Origin of the sequence: Siansivirga zeaxanthinifaciens CC-SAMT-1 (assembly GCF_000941055.1) — a bacterium.
In the GTDB taxonomy this organism is placed as follows: domain Bacteria; phylum Bacteroidota; class Bacteroidia; order Flavobacteriales; family Flavobacteriaceae; genus Siansivirga; species Siansivirga zeaxanthinifaciens.
Genome location: NZ_CP007202.1, coordinates 533,826 through 549,659, shown reverse-complemented (window position 1 = coordinate 549,659; position 15,834 = coordinate 533,826). Strand labels below are relative to the sequence as shown.

Sequence of the window (15,834 nt, the reverse complement as noted above, 5' to 3'; positions counted from 1 at the left end):
TGATGTTTATTACAAATCGAAACCAATATTTACACCTAATTTGTTGGCTATTATTTTGGTAATACGTTGCTTAATTTCTGGTATTTTAACCGAACTTAATACGTTATTACTAAAGGCATACATTAAAAGTCCTTTGGCTTCTTTTTCTGGGATGCCTCGAGAACGCATGTAAAACATGGCGCTTTCGTCTAATTGTCCAATGGTACAACCGTGAGAACATTTTACATCGTCGGCAAAAATTTCTAATTGCGGTTTGGTGTTAATGGATGCTTTGTCGCTTAATAAAATATTGTTGTTTGCTTGAAAAGCATTGGTTTTTTGAGCTTCTTTTTCGACAATAATTTTACCGTTAAAAACGCCTGTTGAAGCATCTGTGAAAATACCTTTATAGTCCTGGTGGCTTTCGCAATTAGGCTCGATATGATGTACCAAAGTGTTGTGATCTACATGTTGTTTGTCGCCAATAATGGTTACACCTTTTAATGTAGAATCGATGCGTTCGCCGTTTTGGTAGAAGTTTAAATTGTTACGAATAAGCTTTCCGCCAAAGGCAAAAGTGTGCACCGATGCATGACTTTCTTGTTTTTGACTAATAAAGGTATTGTCTAGCAAGGTGGCGTTTTCGTTGTCGTTTTGTATTTTATAATAATCGACAATGGCGCGTTTTGCTGTAAATACTTCGGTAACACTATTGGTTAGCACTGCATTGTCTGACAAGCTTTGGTGGCGTTCTATAATTTGAACATGCGAATTCTCGTCGACCACAATAAGGTTACGTGGTTGTAACATGATTGCCGATTCATCTCCTGTTGAAAAGTAAATAATTTGAATAGGCTTTTCAACTATTTTATTTTTTGGAATATGAATGTAAGCCCCCTCGCTAGAGAATGCTGTATTTAAAGATGGCAAACTGTCTTTAGTAGCTGCTTTATTGAAATAATTTTCAATAATTAAGCGGTATTTAGGTTTAGAAAATGCTGCCGACATTAAGCAGATATCCATGCCATCGTGTGTTGTTCTTGATAGATGTGACGAATATTTGCCGTCGATGAAAACAATTTTATAACTGTCTATATCATGGATAAAATATTTTTTTACGTCGCTGTATTCTATGGCGTTTTCCTTTTTAGGAAACAGATTGTAATCTTGTTTTAAAACGCTATTTAAAGAGGTGTATTTCCAGGCTTCTTCTTTTTTTGAAGGAAAGCCTTTTTCTTCAAATATTTTTATGGCATCACTTCTTAAATCGTGCACGTATGTATTAACGTCTACGGCTTCTTCGAAAGCTAAAAATGATGTTATTAATTTATCTTTTAAATCCATTGTTGTTCAGTTTTCAGTCTCTGTCTCAGTTTTATTTATGTTAACTGCGACTGAAGCTGTGTACTTAATTTACGCGTTTACTTCTTCTTTAATCCAGTCGTATCCTTTTTCTTCTAACTCGTGCGCTAGTTCTTTTCCGCCAGATTTAACAATGCGTCCGTTATACAAAACATGCACAAAATCAGGCACGATATAGTCTAACAAACGTTGGTAGTGTGTAATTACAATAACAGCATTGTCTTTACTTTTAAGTTTGTTAACGCCATTGGCAACAATACGCAGAGCATCGATATCTAAACCAGAATCGGTTTCGTCTAGGATAGCTAATTTTGGTTCTAGCATTGCCATTTGGAAAATTTCGTTACGCTTTTTCTCTCCACCAGAAAAACCTTCGTTTAATGAGCGCGATAAAAATTTTCTATCGATTTCTAATAATTCCGATTTTTCACGGATAAGCTTAAGCATATCTTTAGCCGGCATTTCGTCTAGACCTTTAGCTTTTCGTGTTTCGTTAATTGCTGTTTTCATGAAGTTGGTTACAGATACTCCAGGAATTTCAACAGGATACTGAAACGATAAAAAGATGCCTTTGTGTGCGCGTTCTTCGGCAGCTAATTCGGCGATATCTTCATTTTCGAAAATGATTTCACCATCGGTAACTTCATATTCTTCTTTACCAGCAATTACAGATGATAAGGTGCTTTTACCAGAACCGTTTGGTCCCATAATAGCGTGTACTTCACCTGGTTTAACTTCTAGGTTGATGCCTCTTAAGATGGCTTTATCTTCTACACGTGCGTGTAAATTTTCAATTTTTAACATACGTATTTGATTTGAAAATAAATGGTTAATACCATTAAATTCTTTTTGTTCTACTTTTATTTTTTTATCCTACCGAGCCTTCTAAACTTATTTCCAGAAGTTTTTGTGCTTCTACAGCAAATTCCATGGGAAGCTTGTTTAAAACATCTTTACTAAAACCGTTTACAATTAAAGCAATGGCTTTTTCTGTATCGATACCCCGTTGGTTGCAATAGAAAATTTGGTCTTCGCCAATTTTACTGGTTGTTGCTTCGTGTTCTATTTTAGCTGTTTTGTTTTTTGCTTCTATATATGGAAAGGTGTGTGCACCACATTCGTTACCCATAAGTAAACTGTCGCATTGCGAGAAGTTACGGGCGTTGTCTGCATTCGGACTAATTTTTACCAAACCGCGGTAACTGTTTTGCGATTTTCCGGCCGAGATTCCTTTAGAAATGATAGTCGATTTCGTGTTTTTTCCTAAATGAATCATTTTGGTTCCTGTGTCGGCTTGTTGGAAGTTATTAGTTACTGCAATCGAGTAAAATTCGCCCACCGAATTATCGCCTTTTAAAACACAGGATGGATATTTCCAGGTTACAGCACTACCAGTTTCTACTTGTGTCCAAGATATTTTAGCGTTTTTCTCGCATAAACCACGCTTGGTTACAAAGTTGTAAACTCCACCTTTGCCTTCGGCATTTCCTGGGAACCAGTTTTGTACTGTCGAGTATTTTATTTCGGCATTATCTAGAGCAATTAACTCTACCACGGCAGCGTGTAATTGATTTTCGTCGCGGCTAGGAGCGGTACAGCCTTCTAAATAACTTACATAACTACCTTCATCGGCGATTACTAATGTTCTTTCGAATTGTCCGGTTCCAGCCTGGTTTATTCTAAAATAGGTTGATAATTCCATGGGGCATTTCACGCCTTTTGGAATGTAGCAGAAACTACCATCACTAAAAACCGCCGAGTTTAAAGCCGCGTAAAAATTATCTTTTTGCGGTACAACGGTGCCAATATATTTTCTAACCAATTCGGGGTGCTCTCTTAAAGCTTCAGAAATAGAACAAAAAATAATACCCTTTTCGCCTAGTGTTTTCTTGAAGGTTGTTGCAACAGACACTGAGTCTACAACAACATCCATAGCAACGCCAGAAAGTTTTTTCTGTTCGTCTAGAGAAATTCCAAGTTTAGCAAAAGTGGCTAGTAATTCTGGATCTACTTCGTCTAAACTATTGTATTTTGGTTTACTATTTGGTGCAGAATAGTATGAAATAGCTTGAAAATCTGGTTTGGTGTAATGCACATTTGCCCATTCGGGTTCAACCATTTTTTCCCAAGCACGAAAGGCTTCTAAACGCCATTCGGTCATCCATTCGGGTTCTTCTTTTTTAAGTGAAATAGCACGAACAATATCTTCGTTTAAACCAACAGGAAACGTATCGGAAGCTATGTCTGTATAAAATCCGTATTCGTACTCTTTGGTTTTAAGTTCTTCCCTTAAATCGTCTTCAGTATATTTATTCATAATTTTTATTTAAAGCGAAAAGCTTTCGCCACAACCACAGGTTCTATTAGCATTCGGATTATTAAACACAAAACCAGTTCCGTTTAAGCCTCCCGAGTACTCTAAAGTAGTACCTACTAGGTATAGGAAACTTTTCTTGTCTACGATAATTTTAACATCGTTATCGACAAATACTTTATCGTCTTCTTTATTCTCTTTATCAAACTTTAAATCGTAAGATAGTCCAGAACAACCACCGCTTTTAACACCCACTCGCACATAGTCGGTAGCAGGGTTATAGCCATCTTCTTGCATAAGTTCGATGACTTTTTTCTTAGCTGTTTCAGAAACTTTTATCATAATTCTTTATATAGATTTTGTCTAAATAGGGTACAAATATACAATATAAGTCACGGATTACCACATAACCTAACATTATATTAGTATATAGTTTCATAGGTTTATTTTATTGAATTTAAATGGGCATTACATTGTTTATTTTTCAAACAAGAAAAGAAAATATTAAATTATCCTTAATTAACTAAAATGTATCGGTTTATAAAATAAGCTTCTTATTTTTGCAGTATGATAGAAGATAAAAATCCACAACGTACGCAATTGAGCGATTTAGGCGAATTTGGCCTTATTGATCATTTAACAAAGAATTTTAAAATAACTAAAAGTTCGACTGTTAAAGGTATTGGAGATGATGCTGCCGTTTTAAATTTTGAAAATAAACAGGTTGTTGTTACTACCGATTTGTTGATAGAAGGTGTGCATTTCGATTTAAGTTACATGCCCTTAAAACACTTAGGTTACAAGGCTGTTATTGTAAATTTATCTGATGTTTACGCTATGAATGCGGTTGCTACGCAAGTAACCATTTCTATAGCTGTTTCTAATCGATTTCCTTTAGAAGCTCTAGAAGATTTATACGCTGGTATTGAAACCGCCGCCAGTATTTATAATATTGATGTTGTTGGAGGCGATACAACCTCGTCTAACAAAGGTTTGCTTATTTCTGTAACGGCTATTGGCGAAGTAGCTGCCGATGATGTGGTTTACAGAAGCGGCGCCCAACCGAATGATTTGCTGGTTGTAAGCGGCGATTTAGGTGCGGCTTATATGGGTTTACAAATTTTAGAACGCGAAAAAGAAGTGTTTAAAGTTAACCCAAATAATCAGCCAGATTTAGAAATTTATACGTATTTAATTGAGCGCCAGTTAAAACCTGAAGCTCGAAAAGATATTATTAAGCTTTTAAAAGATTTGGATGTGAAACCTACTGCTATGATTGATATTAGCGATGGGTTATCTTCTGAAATTATTCATTTATGCAAACAAAGCCAGGTAGGTTGCGATTTGTATGAAGCTAAAATTCCTTTAGACCCACAAGTTATAGCTGCTTGCGAAGAATTTAACATAGATAGCACCACGATTGCTTTAAACGGTGGCGAAGATTACGAGCTTTTGTTTACCATATCGCAAAAAGATTTTCCAAAAATTAAAGCAAATCCTAGTTTAACCGTTATTGGTTTTATGAAAGATGCTAGCGCAGGTATCGATTTAGTAACAAGAGCAGAAACTAAAATACCAATTAAAGCACAAGGCTGGAAAAGTATAACCGATTAATACGAAGCAACTAGCAAGCGTTTCTTTTGTATTCTTAACATTTTAGTGTTGTGAATACGCTCTAAAATGGCATTAATTTCTTTAAACTTTGGCGTAAGCTCAATTAAGTTACCATTGCTATTGGTTGTTAATTCCTTTTTACAATGTTTGCATGTGTATTCTTTAACATGATAGGTAACTTGTTTTGTTACTTTGTAACATGACCAAATAGGTTACAATACATTTTTGGAATAAATGCTGGTTTGTTAGTAGTTGTTTTCATGATCTAGGGGTTTTGTTTAAGTAAACATAATAAAAAAATCATAAAAACCGTTAAAATAACAAAATTAATCGATGAAATGCATTATTTCTTGTAAGAAAACATCTTTATTCTCAATATGACTCATGTGTCCGTCTGGAAAAGTAACTAATTTGCAATGCGTGTTTTTTATTTGTTCAACAAGCATATTATAATCTAAAACTGGATCTTTTTTACTGGCAATCATCATAATTTTAAATGTTGTTTCATTTAAAATGGGCGTGCGATCGTTTCGTATTTTCATACCTTCTAATGCGGCAATGATGCCTTGAAGTGGGGTTTGTAAAGCATTATTTATAACAGCTTTAATTTCGGTTGCAAATAGCGATCTGTTTTTAGGGCGAAATAAATTATTAATAGCAATACGAATAAATGTTTTATGATTTTGTTTAACGGCTTCAATTGCACGGTCTCTATTTATTTTTTTTTCGGGTGTATCGGCATGGGCGGTCGAATTCATTAAACATAAGCCATGTAGTTTGTCTGGATGTTTTTCCGCGAAAGCGAGTGCTACATAACCACCCATTGAATGTCCAATAAGTGTTGCTTTGGTAACTCTTAAACTATTTAAAACAACTTCAACTACCTCGGCCATGAGTTCCATGCTATGAATGTAACCCAAACAGCCTGTTTTACCATGACCTAATAAATCGATAGTAATAACTTGATTGTTTTTAGAAAGTGGTTGTATAAAAGGTTGCCACATGCTGCTGTTTTCTAAAAAACCATGAAGCAGGATAATAGGGTTTCCATGTCCATAGGTTTCAAAGAAAATATTGATGCCTTTGTGTTCTATAATCATAAAAAAATTGGAATATTAAGCTTTAACTTTCTTAATGGCGGTAAAGGCTTTGTCTACATATTCCTCTTCCACTAAAATTGTAAACTCGTTGGTAGTCGATATAACTTCGTATAATACGATGCCCTCCCAGGCGAGACGTTTAAAAAACTGATAGTACAAACCAGCAATTTTGGAGTTGTCTTGTGGTAAATTAACACTTATGGCCGACAAGCCATCCTGAACCTCTAATATGGTTTCAGATTTAAAGTTTTCTAAAATAAAATCTTTTAAAACACTCGATATAATTAAATTGCTCTCATGAATACCGCGTGTGAATGTGTAAAATAATTTCGATTCCTTATTGATACGTTCTAAAATCTTTACGTGGTTATCAATAATGGTTTCAGAATTTTTAACAGTAAAATCGGTTAAATTGGAACGTACGGTAATATCGCCTAGATTTTGCATAACACGTTTCATTTTTATAGAATTGGTTAATGCAGGTGGCGGGTTGTAACGTCTGAGGGCCATCATAATAGCTCCAGGTTTCACCTCTTTTTTTAGCATTTTACTAATGGGCTCTGTAAGCTCTATAGCTAAAGCACTAAAATTAATAATGTTTCTGGAAAGTGCTTCCTCAAGGTAAGGTTGCGTTATTAAAATGTCTTCTACACAGTTTGATACAGTTTTCATGTTAATTATTTAACAATTTGTGTAAAAATAAACAATTTTTTTAATAAATAGTTTTTAGTTGATGAGTAATTGTAATTTCGTGGCCTAATTAATAGCAAAGAATCTTATTTTATTTAGATGATGCATGAAACTGCTAAGTAAAATATTAAAGGTTTAATTTTTAAAAGTATGAAAGTATTAAAATTTGGTGGTACCTCTGTTGGTACTGTTGAAAACATCAATAACGTAAAGAATATTATTAACGACGGCGATAAAAAAATTGTCGTGCTGTCGGCTATGTCTGGTACAACAAATCATTTAGTATCCATAGCTAACGATATTAAAGAGAAAAAATCGAATGACGCTATTGAAAAAATAAATGCTCTGCACGAAACGTATTTTAAAGTGGTAGATGCCCTTTTAACGAATACTTTTTTAAATGCCGAGGTAAAAGAATACATTACTAGTGTTTTTAACTTATTGGTTGAAAGTACTTATAAATCGTATTCTATACAGCTGGAAAATTTAATTTTAGCGCAAGGTGAATTGTTATCGACCTTTATGGTTAATAAATTTTTAAAGCAGGAAGGTGTAAGTTCGACCTTATTACCAGCTTTAGATTTTATGAAAATTGATGCTGAAAAGGATCCAGATTCAGAGTACATTAAAGCGCGTTTAAATGCTGTTTTAGAAGCTGCCGAAGATGTTCAAATTTATATCACACAAGGCTTTATTTGTTTAGATAAAGACGGTGACATATCTAATTTACAACGCGGTGGAAGTGATTACACAGCAACCATTGTTGGAGCTGCTATAAATGCCGAAGAAGTTCAAATTTGGACCGATATTGATGGGATGCATAATAACGATCCTAGATACGTTGAAAACACAAAACCAATTTCAAACTTATCTTTTGATGAGGCTGCAGAGTTGGCGTATTTTGGAGCAAAAATTTTACACCCACAAACGGTAACCCCAGTAAGAAAAATAAATATTCCGGTGCGATTAAAAAGTACCATGAATCCCGATGCTTACGGTACTTTAATTGATGGTAATCATTCTGAAAACGGAGTGAAAGCTATTGCAGCAAAAGATAATATCATTGCTATAAAAATTAAATCTGCACGTATGTTGCAGGCCCATGGTTTCTTGAAAAAAGTTTTTGAAATTTTTGAAGCATACCAAACATCGATAGATATGATTACCACTTCTGAAGTTGCAGTGTCATTAACCATTGATGATGATAAAAATTTAGATAAAATTTTAGTTGAATTAGAAAAAATTGCAACTATTGAAGTAGATAAAAATCAAACCATTATCTGTTTAGTTGGGCATTCTATAGTAAACCACGAAGAAACTTATAGATTATTTAAAATTTTACAAGACGTTAAAATAAGAATGATATCATACGGAGGTAGTAATAACAACATTTCCTTATTGATAAATTCTAACGATAAAATAAAAACACTTAGCAAGCTAAACGATTATTTATTTGAATTAGTCACTCTATAAATTACAATTTTAGTATTGTTAAAAAAAGAGCCGTTTTTAAAACGGCTCTTTTATTTTTTATGAATTCATGATGCTTTCAATGTCATCGGCTTCAATAGGAATGTTTTTCATTAAATTTAAGGGTTCTCCTGTTGGTTGAATAATCACATCGTCTTCTAAACGAATACCAAATCCTTCTGCAGGAATGTAAATTCCGGGTTCTACAGTAAATACCATGTTAGCTTGCATAGGTTCTGTTAAAATACCATAATCGTGGGTGTCTAATCCCATATGGTGACTGGTTCCATGCATAAAGTATTTTTTATATGCTGGCCAATCTGGATTTTCGTTTTGTACATCGGCTTTATCTAAAAGTCCTAAACCTAAAAGCTCTGAGGTCATCAACTTCCCAACTTCTTCATGATATGCAGCCCAATCGGTTCCGGGTAATAACATTTTTGTAGCTTCGTTTTTAACACGATTTACCGCGTTGTAAACATCTTTTTGTCTTTTACTAAATCTTCCAGATACTGGGATGGTTCTGGTTAAATCGCTAGAATAATTAGCGTACTCTGCCGCAGTGTCTAATAATAATAAATCACCAGCTTTACATTGTTGGTTGTTTTGCACATAATGTAAAACATTGGCATTATTTCCCGAAGCAATTATGGGAGAGTAAGCAAATCCTTTAGAGCGATTTCTTAAAAATTCGTGCATAAATTCGGCTTCAATTTCATATTCCCAAACGCCGGGTTTTACAAAATTTAAAATTCTGCGAAAACCTTTCTCGGTTATGTTGCAGGCATTCTGGATTAAATCAATTTCAATCTGACTTTTAACAGAGCGTAATCGTTGTAAAATGGGAGCGCTTTTGGCGACACTATGAGCAGGATATTTGGCTTTTAACCATTTAGTAAAGCGGTCTTCGCGAGTTTCGGTCTCTACGTTTGCTCTGTAATGTTCGTTAGTGTTAATGTAAACGGTATCGCATTGGGTCATTATTTCAAACATGATTTTTTCCATGTCTTTTAACCAATAAACGGTTTTAATGCCGCTGGTTTCATAGGCTGCTTCTTTGGTTAGTTTTTCGCCTTCCCAAACAGCTATGTGATCGTTAGTTTCTTTTAAAAATAAAATCTCACGATGTTTTTCTTTCGGACAATCTGGAAATAATACCAAAATACTTTCTTCTTGATCGACTCCGCTTAAATAAAAAATATCGCGGTGTTGTTGGAAAGGCATGGTGCTGTCTGCACTAATGGGGTAAATATCGTTGGAATTAAATACGGCTAAACTTGAGGGTTTCATTTGGTTGGCAAAATGCTTTCTGTTATTTATGAATAGCGTTTTGTCTATTGGGTGGTACTTCATACTATTTGAAATTTTTAAATTAGTAGATTAACAAAACTAATTAATTTGTTTGCCAATAAATCTTGAAGCCACATATTTTAACTAGAATTTAAAACTTAAAGTTTAATTAAATCTAATTTGTTAGCTTTTAAACTGTTTGTAAAAATTCCTTCTTTAAAACCATTCTAAATACTAAATAAAACACGATTTAAAGTTTGTTAAAAATAGGTTCGGTTAGTACCTTTGCTAGAGTATAAATAATATAACAAACTTAAAATAAAATGAGCGGATTTTTAAAATCTTCAATTGGAAGAAAAGTGGCTATGGCTCTTTCAGCTTTTTTCCTTATGTTTTTCTTGCTTCAGCATTTTTTAATAAATATGTTATCGGTTATAAGCCCAGATAGCTTTAATGAAGTATCCCATTTTATGGGAACAAATCCTTTGGTACAATATGCTTTACAGCCAATTTTAATATTTGGTGTGGTATTTCATTTTGTTATGGGCTTTGTTTTAGAAATTAAAAATAAAAAAGCTAGAGGTGTAGCTTATGCTAAAAACAATGGCGCGGCTAATTCGTCGTGGATGAGTAGAAACATGATTTACAGCGGTGTTGCTATTTTAGCATTTATTGTATTACATTTTATTGATTTTTGGTTCCCAGAAATTAATATAAAATACATACAAGGCGATATGTCTGGTATGGTTGAAGGTATCGATGGTTACAGATATTTTCACGAGTTACAAGAAAAATTTATTAATCCAGCAAGAGTTGCAGCGTATGTAATTGCTTTTGTGTTTTTAGCATTGCATTTATTACATGGGTTTACTTCGGCATTCCAATCGATGGGTGCTACTGCAGGCAGAAAGAAAACATTACAAAATATTGGTAAAGCATATTCAGTTATTATTCCTTTAGGGTTTATTTTAATTGCTTTATTTCACCACTTTAACCATTAATCTTAAAAAATACTATGGCTTTAGATTCAAAAGTACCAAAAGGTCCAATTAAAGATAAATGGACAGATTATAAAAATCATATCAATTTAGTAAACCCTGCTAATAAACGTCACATCGATGTTATTGTAGTTGGAACTGGTTTAGCAGGAGGTTCTGCTGCAGCAACTTTAGCAGAATTAGGTTATAATGTAAAAGCATTTTGTTATCAAGATTCGCCTCGTAGAGCGCATTCAATTGCTGCTCAAGGTGGTATTAATGCCGCTAAAAACTATCAAGGCGATGGGGATTCTACATATAGATTATTCTACGATACTGTAAAAGGAGGCGATTACCGCTCTCGTGAAGCTAACGTTTACCGTTTGGCTGAGGTATCTACAAACATCATTGACCAATGTGTGGCTCAAGGTGTTCCTTTTGCCCGTGATTACGGTGGGTTATTAGATAACCGTTCGTTTGGTGGTGTGTTAGTATCTAGAACATTCTACGCAAAAGGACAAACAGGTCAGCAATTATTATTAGGCGCCTATTCTGCCATGAATAGACAAATTGCTCGTGGTAAAATACAAATGTATAACCGCCACGAAATGTTAGATCTAGTAAAAATTGATGGCAAGGCGAGAGGTATTATAGCACGAAACTTAGTAACTGGAGAAATTGAGCGCCACTCGGCGCACGCTGTTGTTATTGCATCAGGTGGTTACGGAAACGTTTATTTCCTATCTACCAATGCGATGGGAAGTAACGTAACTGCTGCTTGGAAAATTCATAAAAAAGGAGCGTATTTCGCAAATCCATGTTATACACAAATTCACCCAACATGTATTCCGCGTTCAGGTGAATATCAATCTAAATTAACCTTAATGTCTGAATCGTTACGTAACGACGGGCGTATTTGGGTACCTAAAAATTTAGAGGATGTAAAAGCCATTCGTGAGGGTAGAAAAAAACCAACCGATTTATCTGAAGACGAAAGAGATTACTACTTAGAGCGTCGTTATCCGGCGTTTGGAAACTTAGTACCTCGTGACGTTGCATCGCGAGCAGCAAAAGAGCGTTGCGATGCCGGATATGGTGTTAATGCTACTGGTGAAGCGGTTTACTTAGACTTCGCATCGTCTATTGAACGCTACGGAAGAGAACAAGCTAAAATTCATAATATCACGAATCCTTCAAAAGAGAAAGTGTATGAATTAGGTAAGAAAATTGTGGAGGCTAAGTATGGTAACTTATTCCAGATGTATGAGAAAATTGTAGATGAAAATCCATACGAAACTCCTATGATGATTTATCCTGCTGTACACTACACTATGGGAGGTATTTGGGTAGATTACAATTTAATGACTACCATCCCTGGTTGTTATGCCATTGGAGAAGCTAACTTTTCAGATCACGGTGCGAACAGGTTAGGAGCTTCTGCTTTAATGCAAGGTTTGGCCGATGGGTATTTTGTATTACCATACACTATTGGTGATTATTTATCTGATGATATTAGAACTGGTAAAATACCAACTGATACGCCAGAATTTGACGAAGCAGAAAAAGAAGTTAAATCAAGAATTGACTTTTTTATAAATAATAAAGGATCAAAATCTGTAGATTATTTCCACAAAAAATTAGGAAAAATTATGTGGGATGAATGCGGTATGTCTAGAAATGCAGAAGGGTTAAAACAAGCCATTAATGATATTTCTGAGCTGAGAGCCGAATTCTGGAAAGAGGTATCTGTTCCTGGTGGCGATAAAGAATTTAATGAAGAATTAGCCAAAGCAGGTCGTGTTGCCGATTTCTTAGAACTAGGGGAGCTATTTGCTAAAGATGCTTTACAACGTGAAGAATCTGCTGGTGGTCACTTTAGAGAAGAATATCAAACTCCAGATGGTGAAGCTTTAAGAAGAAAAGAGTTTCAATATGTTTCTGCATGGGAATATAAAGGCGAGCCTAAAGATGCGGTATTACATAAAGAAGATTTAGTTTACGAGAATATAGAAGTAAAAGAAAGATCTTATAAATAATATAGTTGATGGTTTGTGGAAGATAGTTATGGTAAAAACCAAAAATCTATTAACCAACAACCAATAACCAAAAACTAATAAAAATGAATTTAACACTTAAAATTTGGAGACAAAAAGACTCAAATGCCAAGGGTCAAATGGTCGATTATAAAGTAACTGAAATTTCAGAACACATGTCTTTTTTAGAAATGATGGATGTTTTGAATGAACAACTTATTAATAAAGGCGAAGAACCTGTAGCTTTCGATCACGATTGTCGTGAAGGGATATGCGGTATGTGTTCAATGTTTATTAATGGTGAAGCACATGGTCCCGATAGAGGCGTTACTACGTGCCAGTTACACATGCGTATGTTTAAAGATGGCGATACTATTACTATAGAGCCATTTAGAGCAGCTGCTTTTCCAGTAATTAAAGATTTAGTAGTAGATAGATCTGCTTTCGATCGCATACAACATGCGGGAGGTTATATTTCTGTAAATACATCAGGAAACACCCAAGACGCAAACTCGATTCCAATTTCTAAACATGCTGCCGATGAAGCTATGGATGCTGCTACCTGTATAGGTTGTGGTGCTTGTGTAGCAACTTGTAAAAATTCAAGTGCTATGTTATTTGTTGGTGCTAAAGTATCTCAATACGCATTATTACCTCAAGGTCAAGTAGAGGCTGCCGATCGTGTACGAAACATGGTAGCTCAAATGGATTTAGAAGGTTTTGGTAACTGTACAAATACAGGTGCTTGCGAAATAGAATGTCCAAAAGGCATTTCGTTAGACAACATTGCAAGAATGAACAGAGAATTAATGAAAGCGCAGTTTTCTTAATTTTTTAATCATTTCATAGAATAAATTTAAAACCCAGGCTTTAGCTTGGGTTTTTTTAATTAGCTTCGTTTTTTAATCTATAAAAATGTACAGGACATTTTACTTTAAAGTAATACTTTGTTTTTTTTGTTTTAATCTGAATGCTCAAATTGAAATAAATAAAACAATTACTACCGATTCCTTATTTAGTGAATCACAACTTTTAAAACATATTAAGGCTTTATCTTCTGATGCTTTTGAAGGCAGACGCACCGGAACACAAGGTGCCATAAAAGCCAGAAAATATATTATTAATCAGTTTCATGCTTTAGGCGTATTGCCTTTAAAAGGAAGTTACGAGCAGGATTTTACTTTTTCTAATTCTGGAAAGTTTTATAAAGGAACAAATGTTTTGGGCATTATAAATGGCACAGAGTTTTCTAATAAATACATTGTTATTAGTGCGCATTACGACCACGAGGGTATTAAACTTGGGCAGATTTATAATGGCGCAGACGACGATGCCTCAGGCATAAGTGCGCTATTTAGTTTTTCCGAATATCTTTCAAAATATCCACCAAAATATTCGGTTATTTTAGCTGCTTTCGATGCCGAAGAATTAGGGCTGCAGGGATCAAAATATTTTGTAAATCATTCTAAGGTTACTTTAAGCGATATTAAAGTAAACCTTAATATGGATATGATTAGTAGAAGCGATAAAAACGAATTGTTTGCCGTTGGAACCATACATCATAATTTTTTGAAACAGGTGATTTTAAAGTCACAAGATTCAAAAAAAATTAAGTTATTAATTGGTCATGATGATGGCAGTTGGAAAGACAATTGGACTTTCGCATCCGACCATGCTAATTTTTACCAAAAAAACATACCATTTATATATTTTGGGGTAGATGACCATGAAGATTATCACGAACCAACCGATGATTTCGAAAATATTCACCCGAAATTTTATATAGAAGCTGTTAAAGTTATCATTGAAGTATTTCAAAAAATAGATCAGTTAAAACTTTAACAGCGAATCTAAATTAATGTTAATGTCCACCGCTTTCTTCACTAATTAGCATAAAAGCACCATTTACTAAGATGTCTTTGTTTAATAAGGTGTCGGGGTTTAAAATGCTGGCATAAGCTTCAGTTTCTGCACCTAAATCAACTTTTACTTTTTCAAATGTATAAGTGTTGGCAGTTTTGCTTTTTAAAACCAATACAAAATGTTTTGCATCAAGTTCTACAATAGCTTCTTTTGGTAAGGCTAATATAGTGCGGGCTTCTGTAATTATTTGGGCTTCAACAAACATGCCTACTATAAAATTGGCCTGTTTTTCGTTTAAAATGTGTGCATGCACTTTAACAGTTCTCGAAGTTTCATTAATAGTAGTGCCTACTAAATGAACTTCGGCTTCAAAAGTTTCGTTGGATGCTTCAGGAATTTTAAAGCTTATTTTTTGATCTTTTTTAATGTGTAAAATATCTTTTTCATAAACCACTAATTCCAAGTGAATATGGTCTGTATCTATTATTTCCATAATAACATCGGAAGGTGAAATGTATAAACCATTACTCACATTTACTTTAGTTACATAACCATCAATAGGCGAATATAAATTTATAGTTGCCGTTATATTTCCCTGCTCTACCGATGCCGGATTAATATGTAGCATACTCAGTTTTTTGCGTAAACCATTGTAAAGTGCCAAGGTGCTTTTATAGCCACTTTCGGCTTTTAAATAGTTTTTTTGCGAGCTTATTTTTTCATCGAAAAGTGTTTTTTGTCTGTTGTATTCAGACTTTAAATACGATATCTGCTCCGAAACTTCCAAATACTGTTGTTGTATTTCTACATATTCAGGATTTTCGAGTGTTACAAGTATTTGGCCTTTTTTAACCCTGTCGCCAATAAGTAAAGGTGTTTTGGTTATATAACCGCCAATAAACGAACTTACACTTGCTTTGTTATGTGGTGGCACATCAATTAAACCACTCACTTTTATAGATTCGTTAAATGCCTGAGGTTCCAGTTTGCCTAAAGCCATGTTTTCGCCAGTAAATTGCGAGCTGTTAACTTGAATTTCGTTTGAATTCATGGAAGTTTCTTCGGTATTTTCTGTATTATTTTCGTTGTTTTTACAGGCTATAAATGCGAACAAAAAAAGTAAGATATATATATGTTTCATG

Annotated in this window: 14 protein-coding genes; 6 read left to right on the top strand and 8 right to left on the bottom strand. The window is 34.3% G+C overall.

Annotation, left to right across the window (positions count from 1 at the left end; all coding sequences use genetic code 11):
* Nucleotides 1-9: 9 nt before the first annotated feature.
* The 4 genes from sufD to AW14_RS02505 form a co-directional block, all read right to left on the bottom strand.
* Nucleotides 10-1,323 (bottom strand): Fe-S cluster assembly protein SufD, encoded by a 1,314-nt coding sequence (sufD, locus tag AW14_RS02520; protein WP_044637381.1) that lies wholly within the window; start codon nt 1,321-1,323, stop codon nt 10-12.
* A 69-nt stretch (nt 1,324-1,392) separates the two neighbouring features.
* Nucleotides 1,393-2,145 carry a Fe-S cluster assembly ATPase SufC gene (gene sufC / locus AW14_RS02515; protein WP_044637380.1) on the bottom strand — a complete coding sequence of 251 codons (753 nt, stop codon included), beginning with the start codon at nt 2,143-2,145 and terminating at the stop codon, nt 1,393-1,395.
* A gap of 64 nt (nt 2,146-2,209) precedes the next feature.
* Nucleotides 2,210-3,658: a Fe-S cluster assembly protein SufB gene (sufB, locus tag AW14_RS02510; protein ID WP_044637379.1), complete on the bottom strand. Its 1,449-nt coding sequence runs from the start codon at nt 3,656-3,658 to the stop codon at nt 2,210-2,212.
* 9 nt (nt 3,659-3,667) lie between these two features.
* A complete protein-coding gene (locus AW14_RS02505; RefSeq protein ID WP_044637378.1) occupies nt 3,668-3,997 on the bottom strand; it encodes a HesB/IscA family protein in 330 nt (109 codons plus the stop codon).
* Nucleotides 3,998-4,222: 225 nt separating this feature from the next.
* Between AW14_RS02505 and thiL the strand changes: the two genes are divergently transcribed.
* Nucleotides 4,223-5,269 (top strand): thiamine-phosphate kinase, encoded by a 1,047-nt coding sequence (thiL, locus tag AW14_RS02500; protein ID WP_044637377.1) that lies wholly within the window; start codon nt 4,223-4,225, stop codon nt 5,267-5,269.
* Between the two features lie 326 nt (nt 5,270-5,595).
* Here the strand turns inward: thiL and AW14_RS02495 are convergent, their stop codons facing one another.
* Nucleotides 5,596-6,369: an alpha/beta fold hydrolase gene (locus AW14_RS02495; RefSeq protein ID WP_044637376.1), complete on the bottom strand. Its 774-nt coding sequence runs from the start codon at nt 6,367-6,369 to the stop codon at nt 5,596-5,598.
* A 15-nt stretch (nt 6,370-6,384) separates the two neighbouring features.
* On the bottom strand, nt 6,385-7,041 hold the full coding sequence (locus AW14_RS02490; protein WP_044637375.1) for a hypothetical protein: 657 nt from the start codon (nt 7,039-7,041) through the stop codon (nt 6,385-6,387).
* Nucleotides 7,042-7,209: 168 nt separating this feature from the next.
* Between AW14_RS02490 and AW14_RS02485 the strand changes: the two genes are divergently transcribed.
* Nucleotides 7,210-8,532: an aspartate kinase gene (locus tag AW14_RS02485; protein WP_044637374.1), complete on the top strand. Its 1,323-nt coding sequence runs from the start codon at nt 7,210-7,212 to the stop codon at nt 8,530-8,532.
* A gap of 57 nt (nt 8,533-8,589) precedes the next feature.
* Here the strand turns inward: AW14_RS02485 and AW14_RS02480 are convergent, their stop codons facing one another.
* Nucleotides 8,590-9,882, bottom strand: coding sequence for an aminopeptidase P family protein (locus AW14_RS02480; protein WP_044637373.1), 1,293 nt, complete (start codon nt 9,880-9,882; stop codon nt 8,590-8,592).
* Nucleotides 9,883-10,142: 260 nt separating this feature from the next.
* Between AW14_RS02480 and AW14_RS02475 the strand changes: the two genes are divergently transcribed.
* From AW14_RS02475 to AW14_RS02460, 4 genes are all read left to right on the top strand, one after another.
* Complete coding sequence (locus tag AW14_RS02475; RefSeq protein WP_044637372.1) at nt 10,143-10,820, top strand: succinate dehydrogenase cytochrome b subunit; 678 nt, start codon at nt 10,143-10,145, stop codon at nt 10,818-10,820.
* A 14-nt stretch (nt 10,821-10,834) separates the two neighbouring features.
* Nucleotides 10,835-12,832, top strand: a complete 1,998-nt coding sequence (locus AW14_RS02470) for a fumarate reductase/succinate dehydrogenase flavoprotein subunit (protein ID WP_044637371.1) — start codon at nt 10,835-10,837, stop codon at nt 12,830-12,832.
* 83 nt (nt 12,833-12,915) lie between these two features.
* On the top strand, nt 12,916-13,659 hold the full coding sequence (locus AW14_RS02465) for a succinate dehydrogenase/fumarate reductase iron-sulfur subunit (protein ID WP_044637370.1): 744 nt from the start codon (nt 12,916-12,918) through the stop codon (nt 13,657-13,659).
* A gap of 85 nt (nt 13,660-13,744) precedes the next feature.
* Nucleotides 13,745-14,671 carry a M28 family peptidase gene (locus tag AW14_RS02460; RefSeq protein WP_052647413.1) on the top strand — a complete coding sequence of 309 codons (927 nt, stop codon included), beginning with the start codon at nt 13,745-13,747 and terminating at the stop codon, nt 14,669-14,671.
* A gap of 19 nt (nt 14,672-14,690) precedes the next feature.
* Here AW14_RS02460 and AW14_RS02455 read toward each other — a convergent pair whose 3' ends face one another.
* On the bottom strand, nt 14,691-15,833 hold the full coding sequence (locus AW14_RS02455; RefSeq protein WP_044637369.1) for an efflux RND transporter periplasmic adaptor subunit: 1,143 nt from the start codon (nt 15,831-15,833) through the stop codon (nt 14,691-14,693).
* Between the last annotated feature and the right edge of the window lies 1 nt (nt 15,834).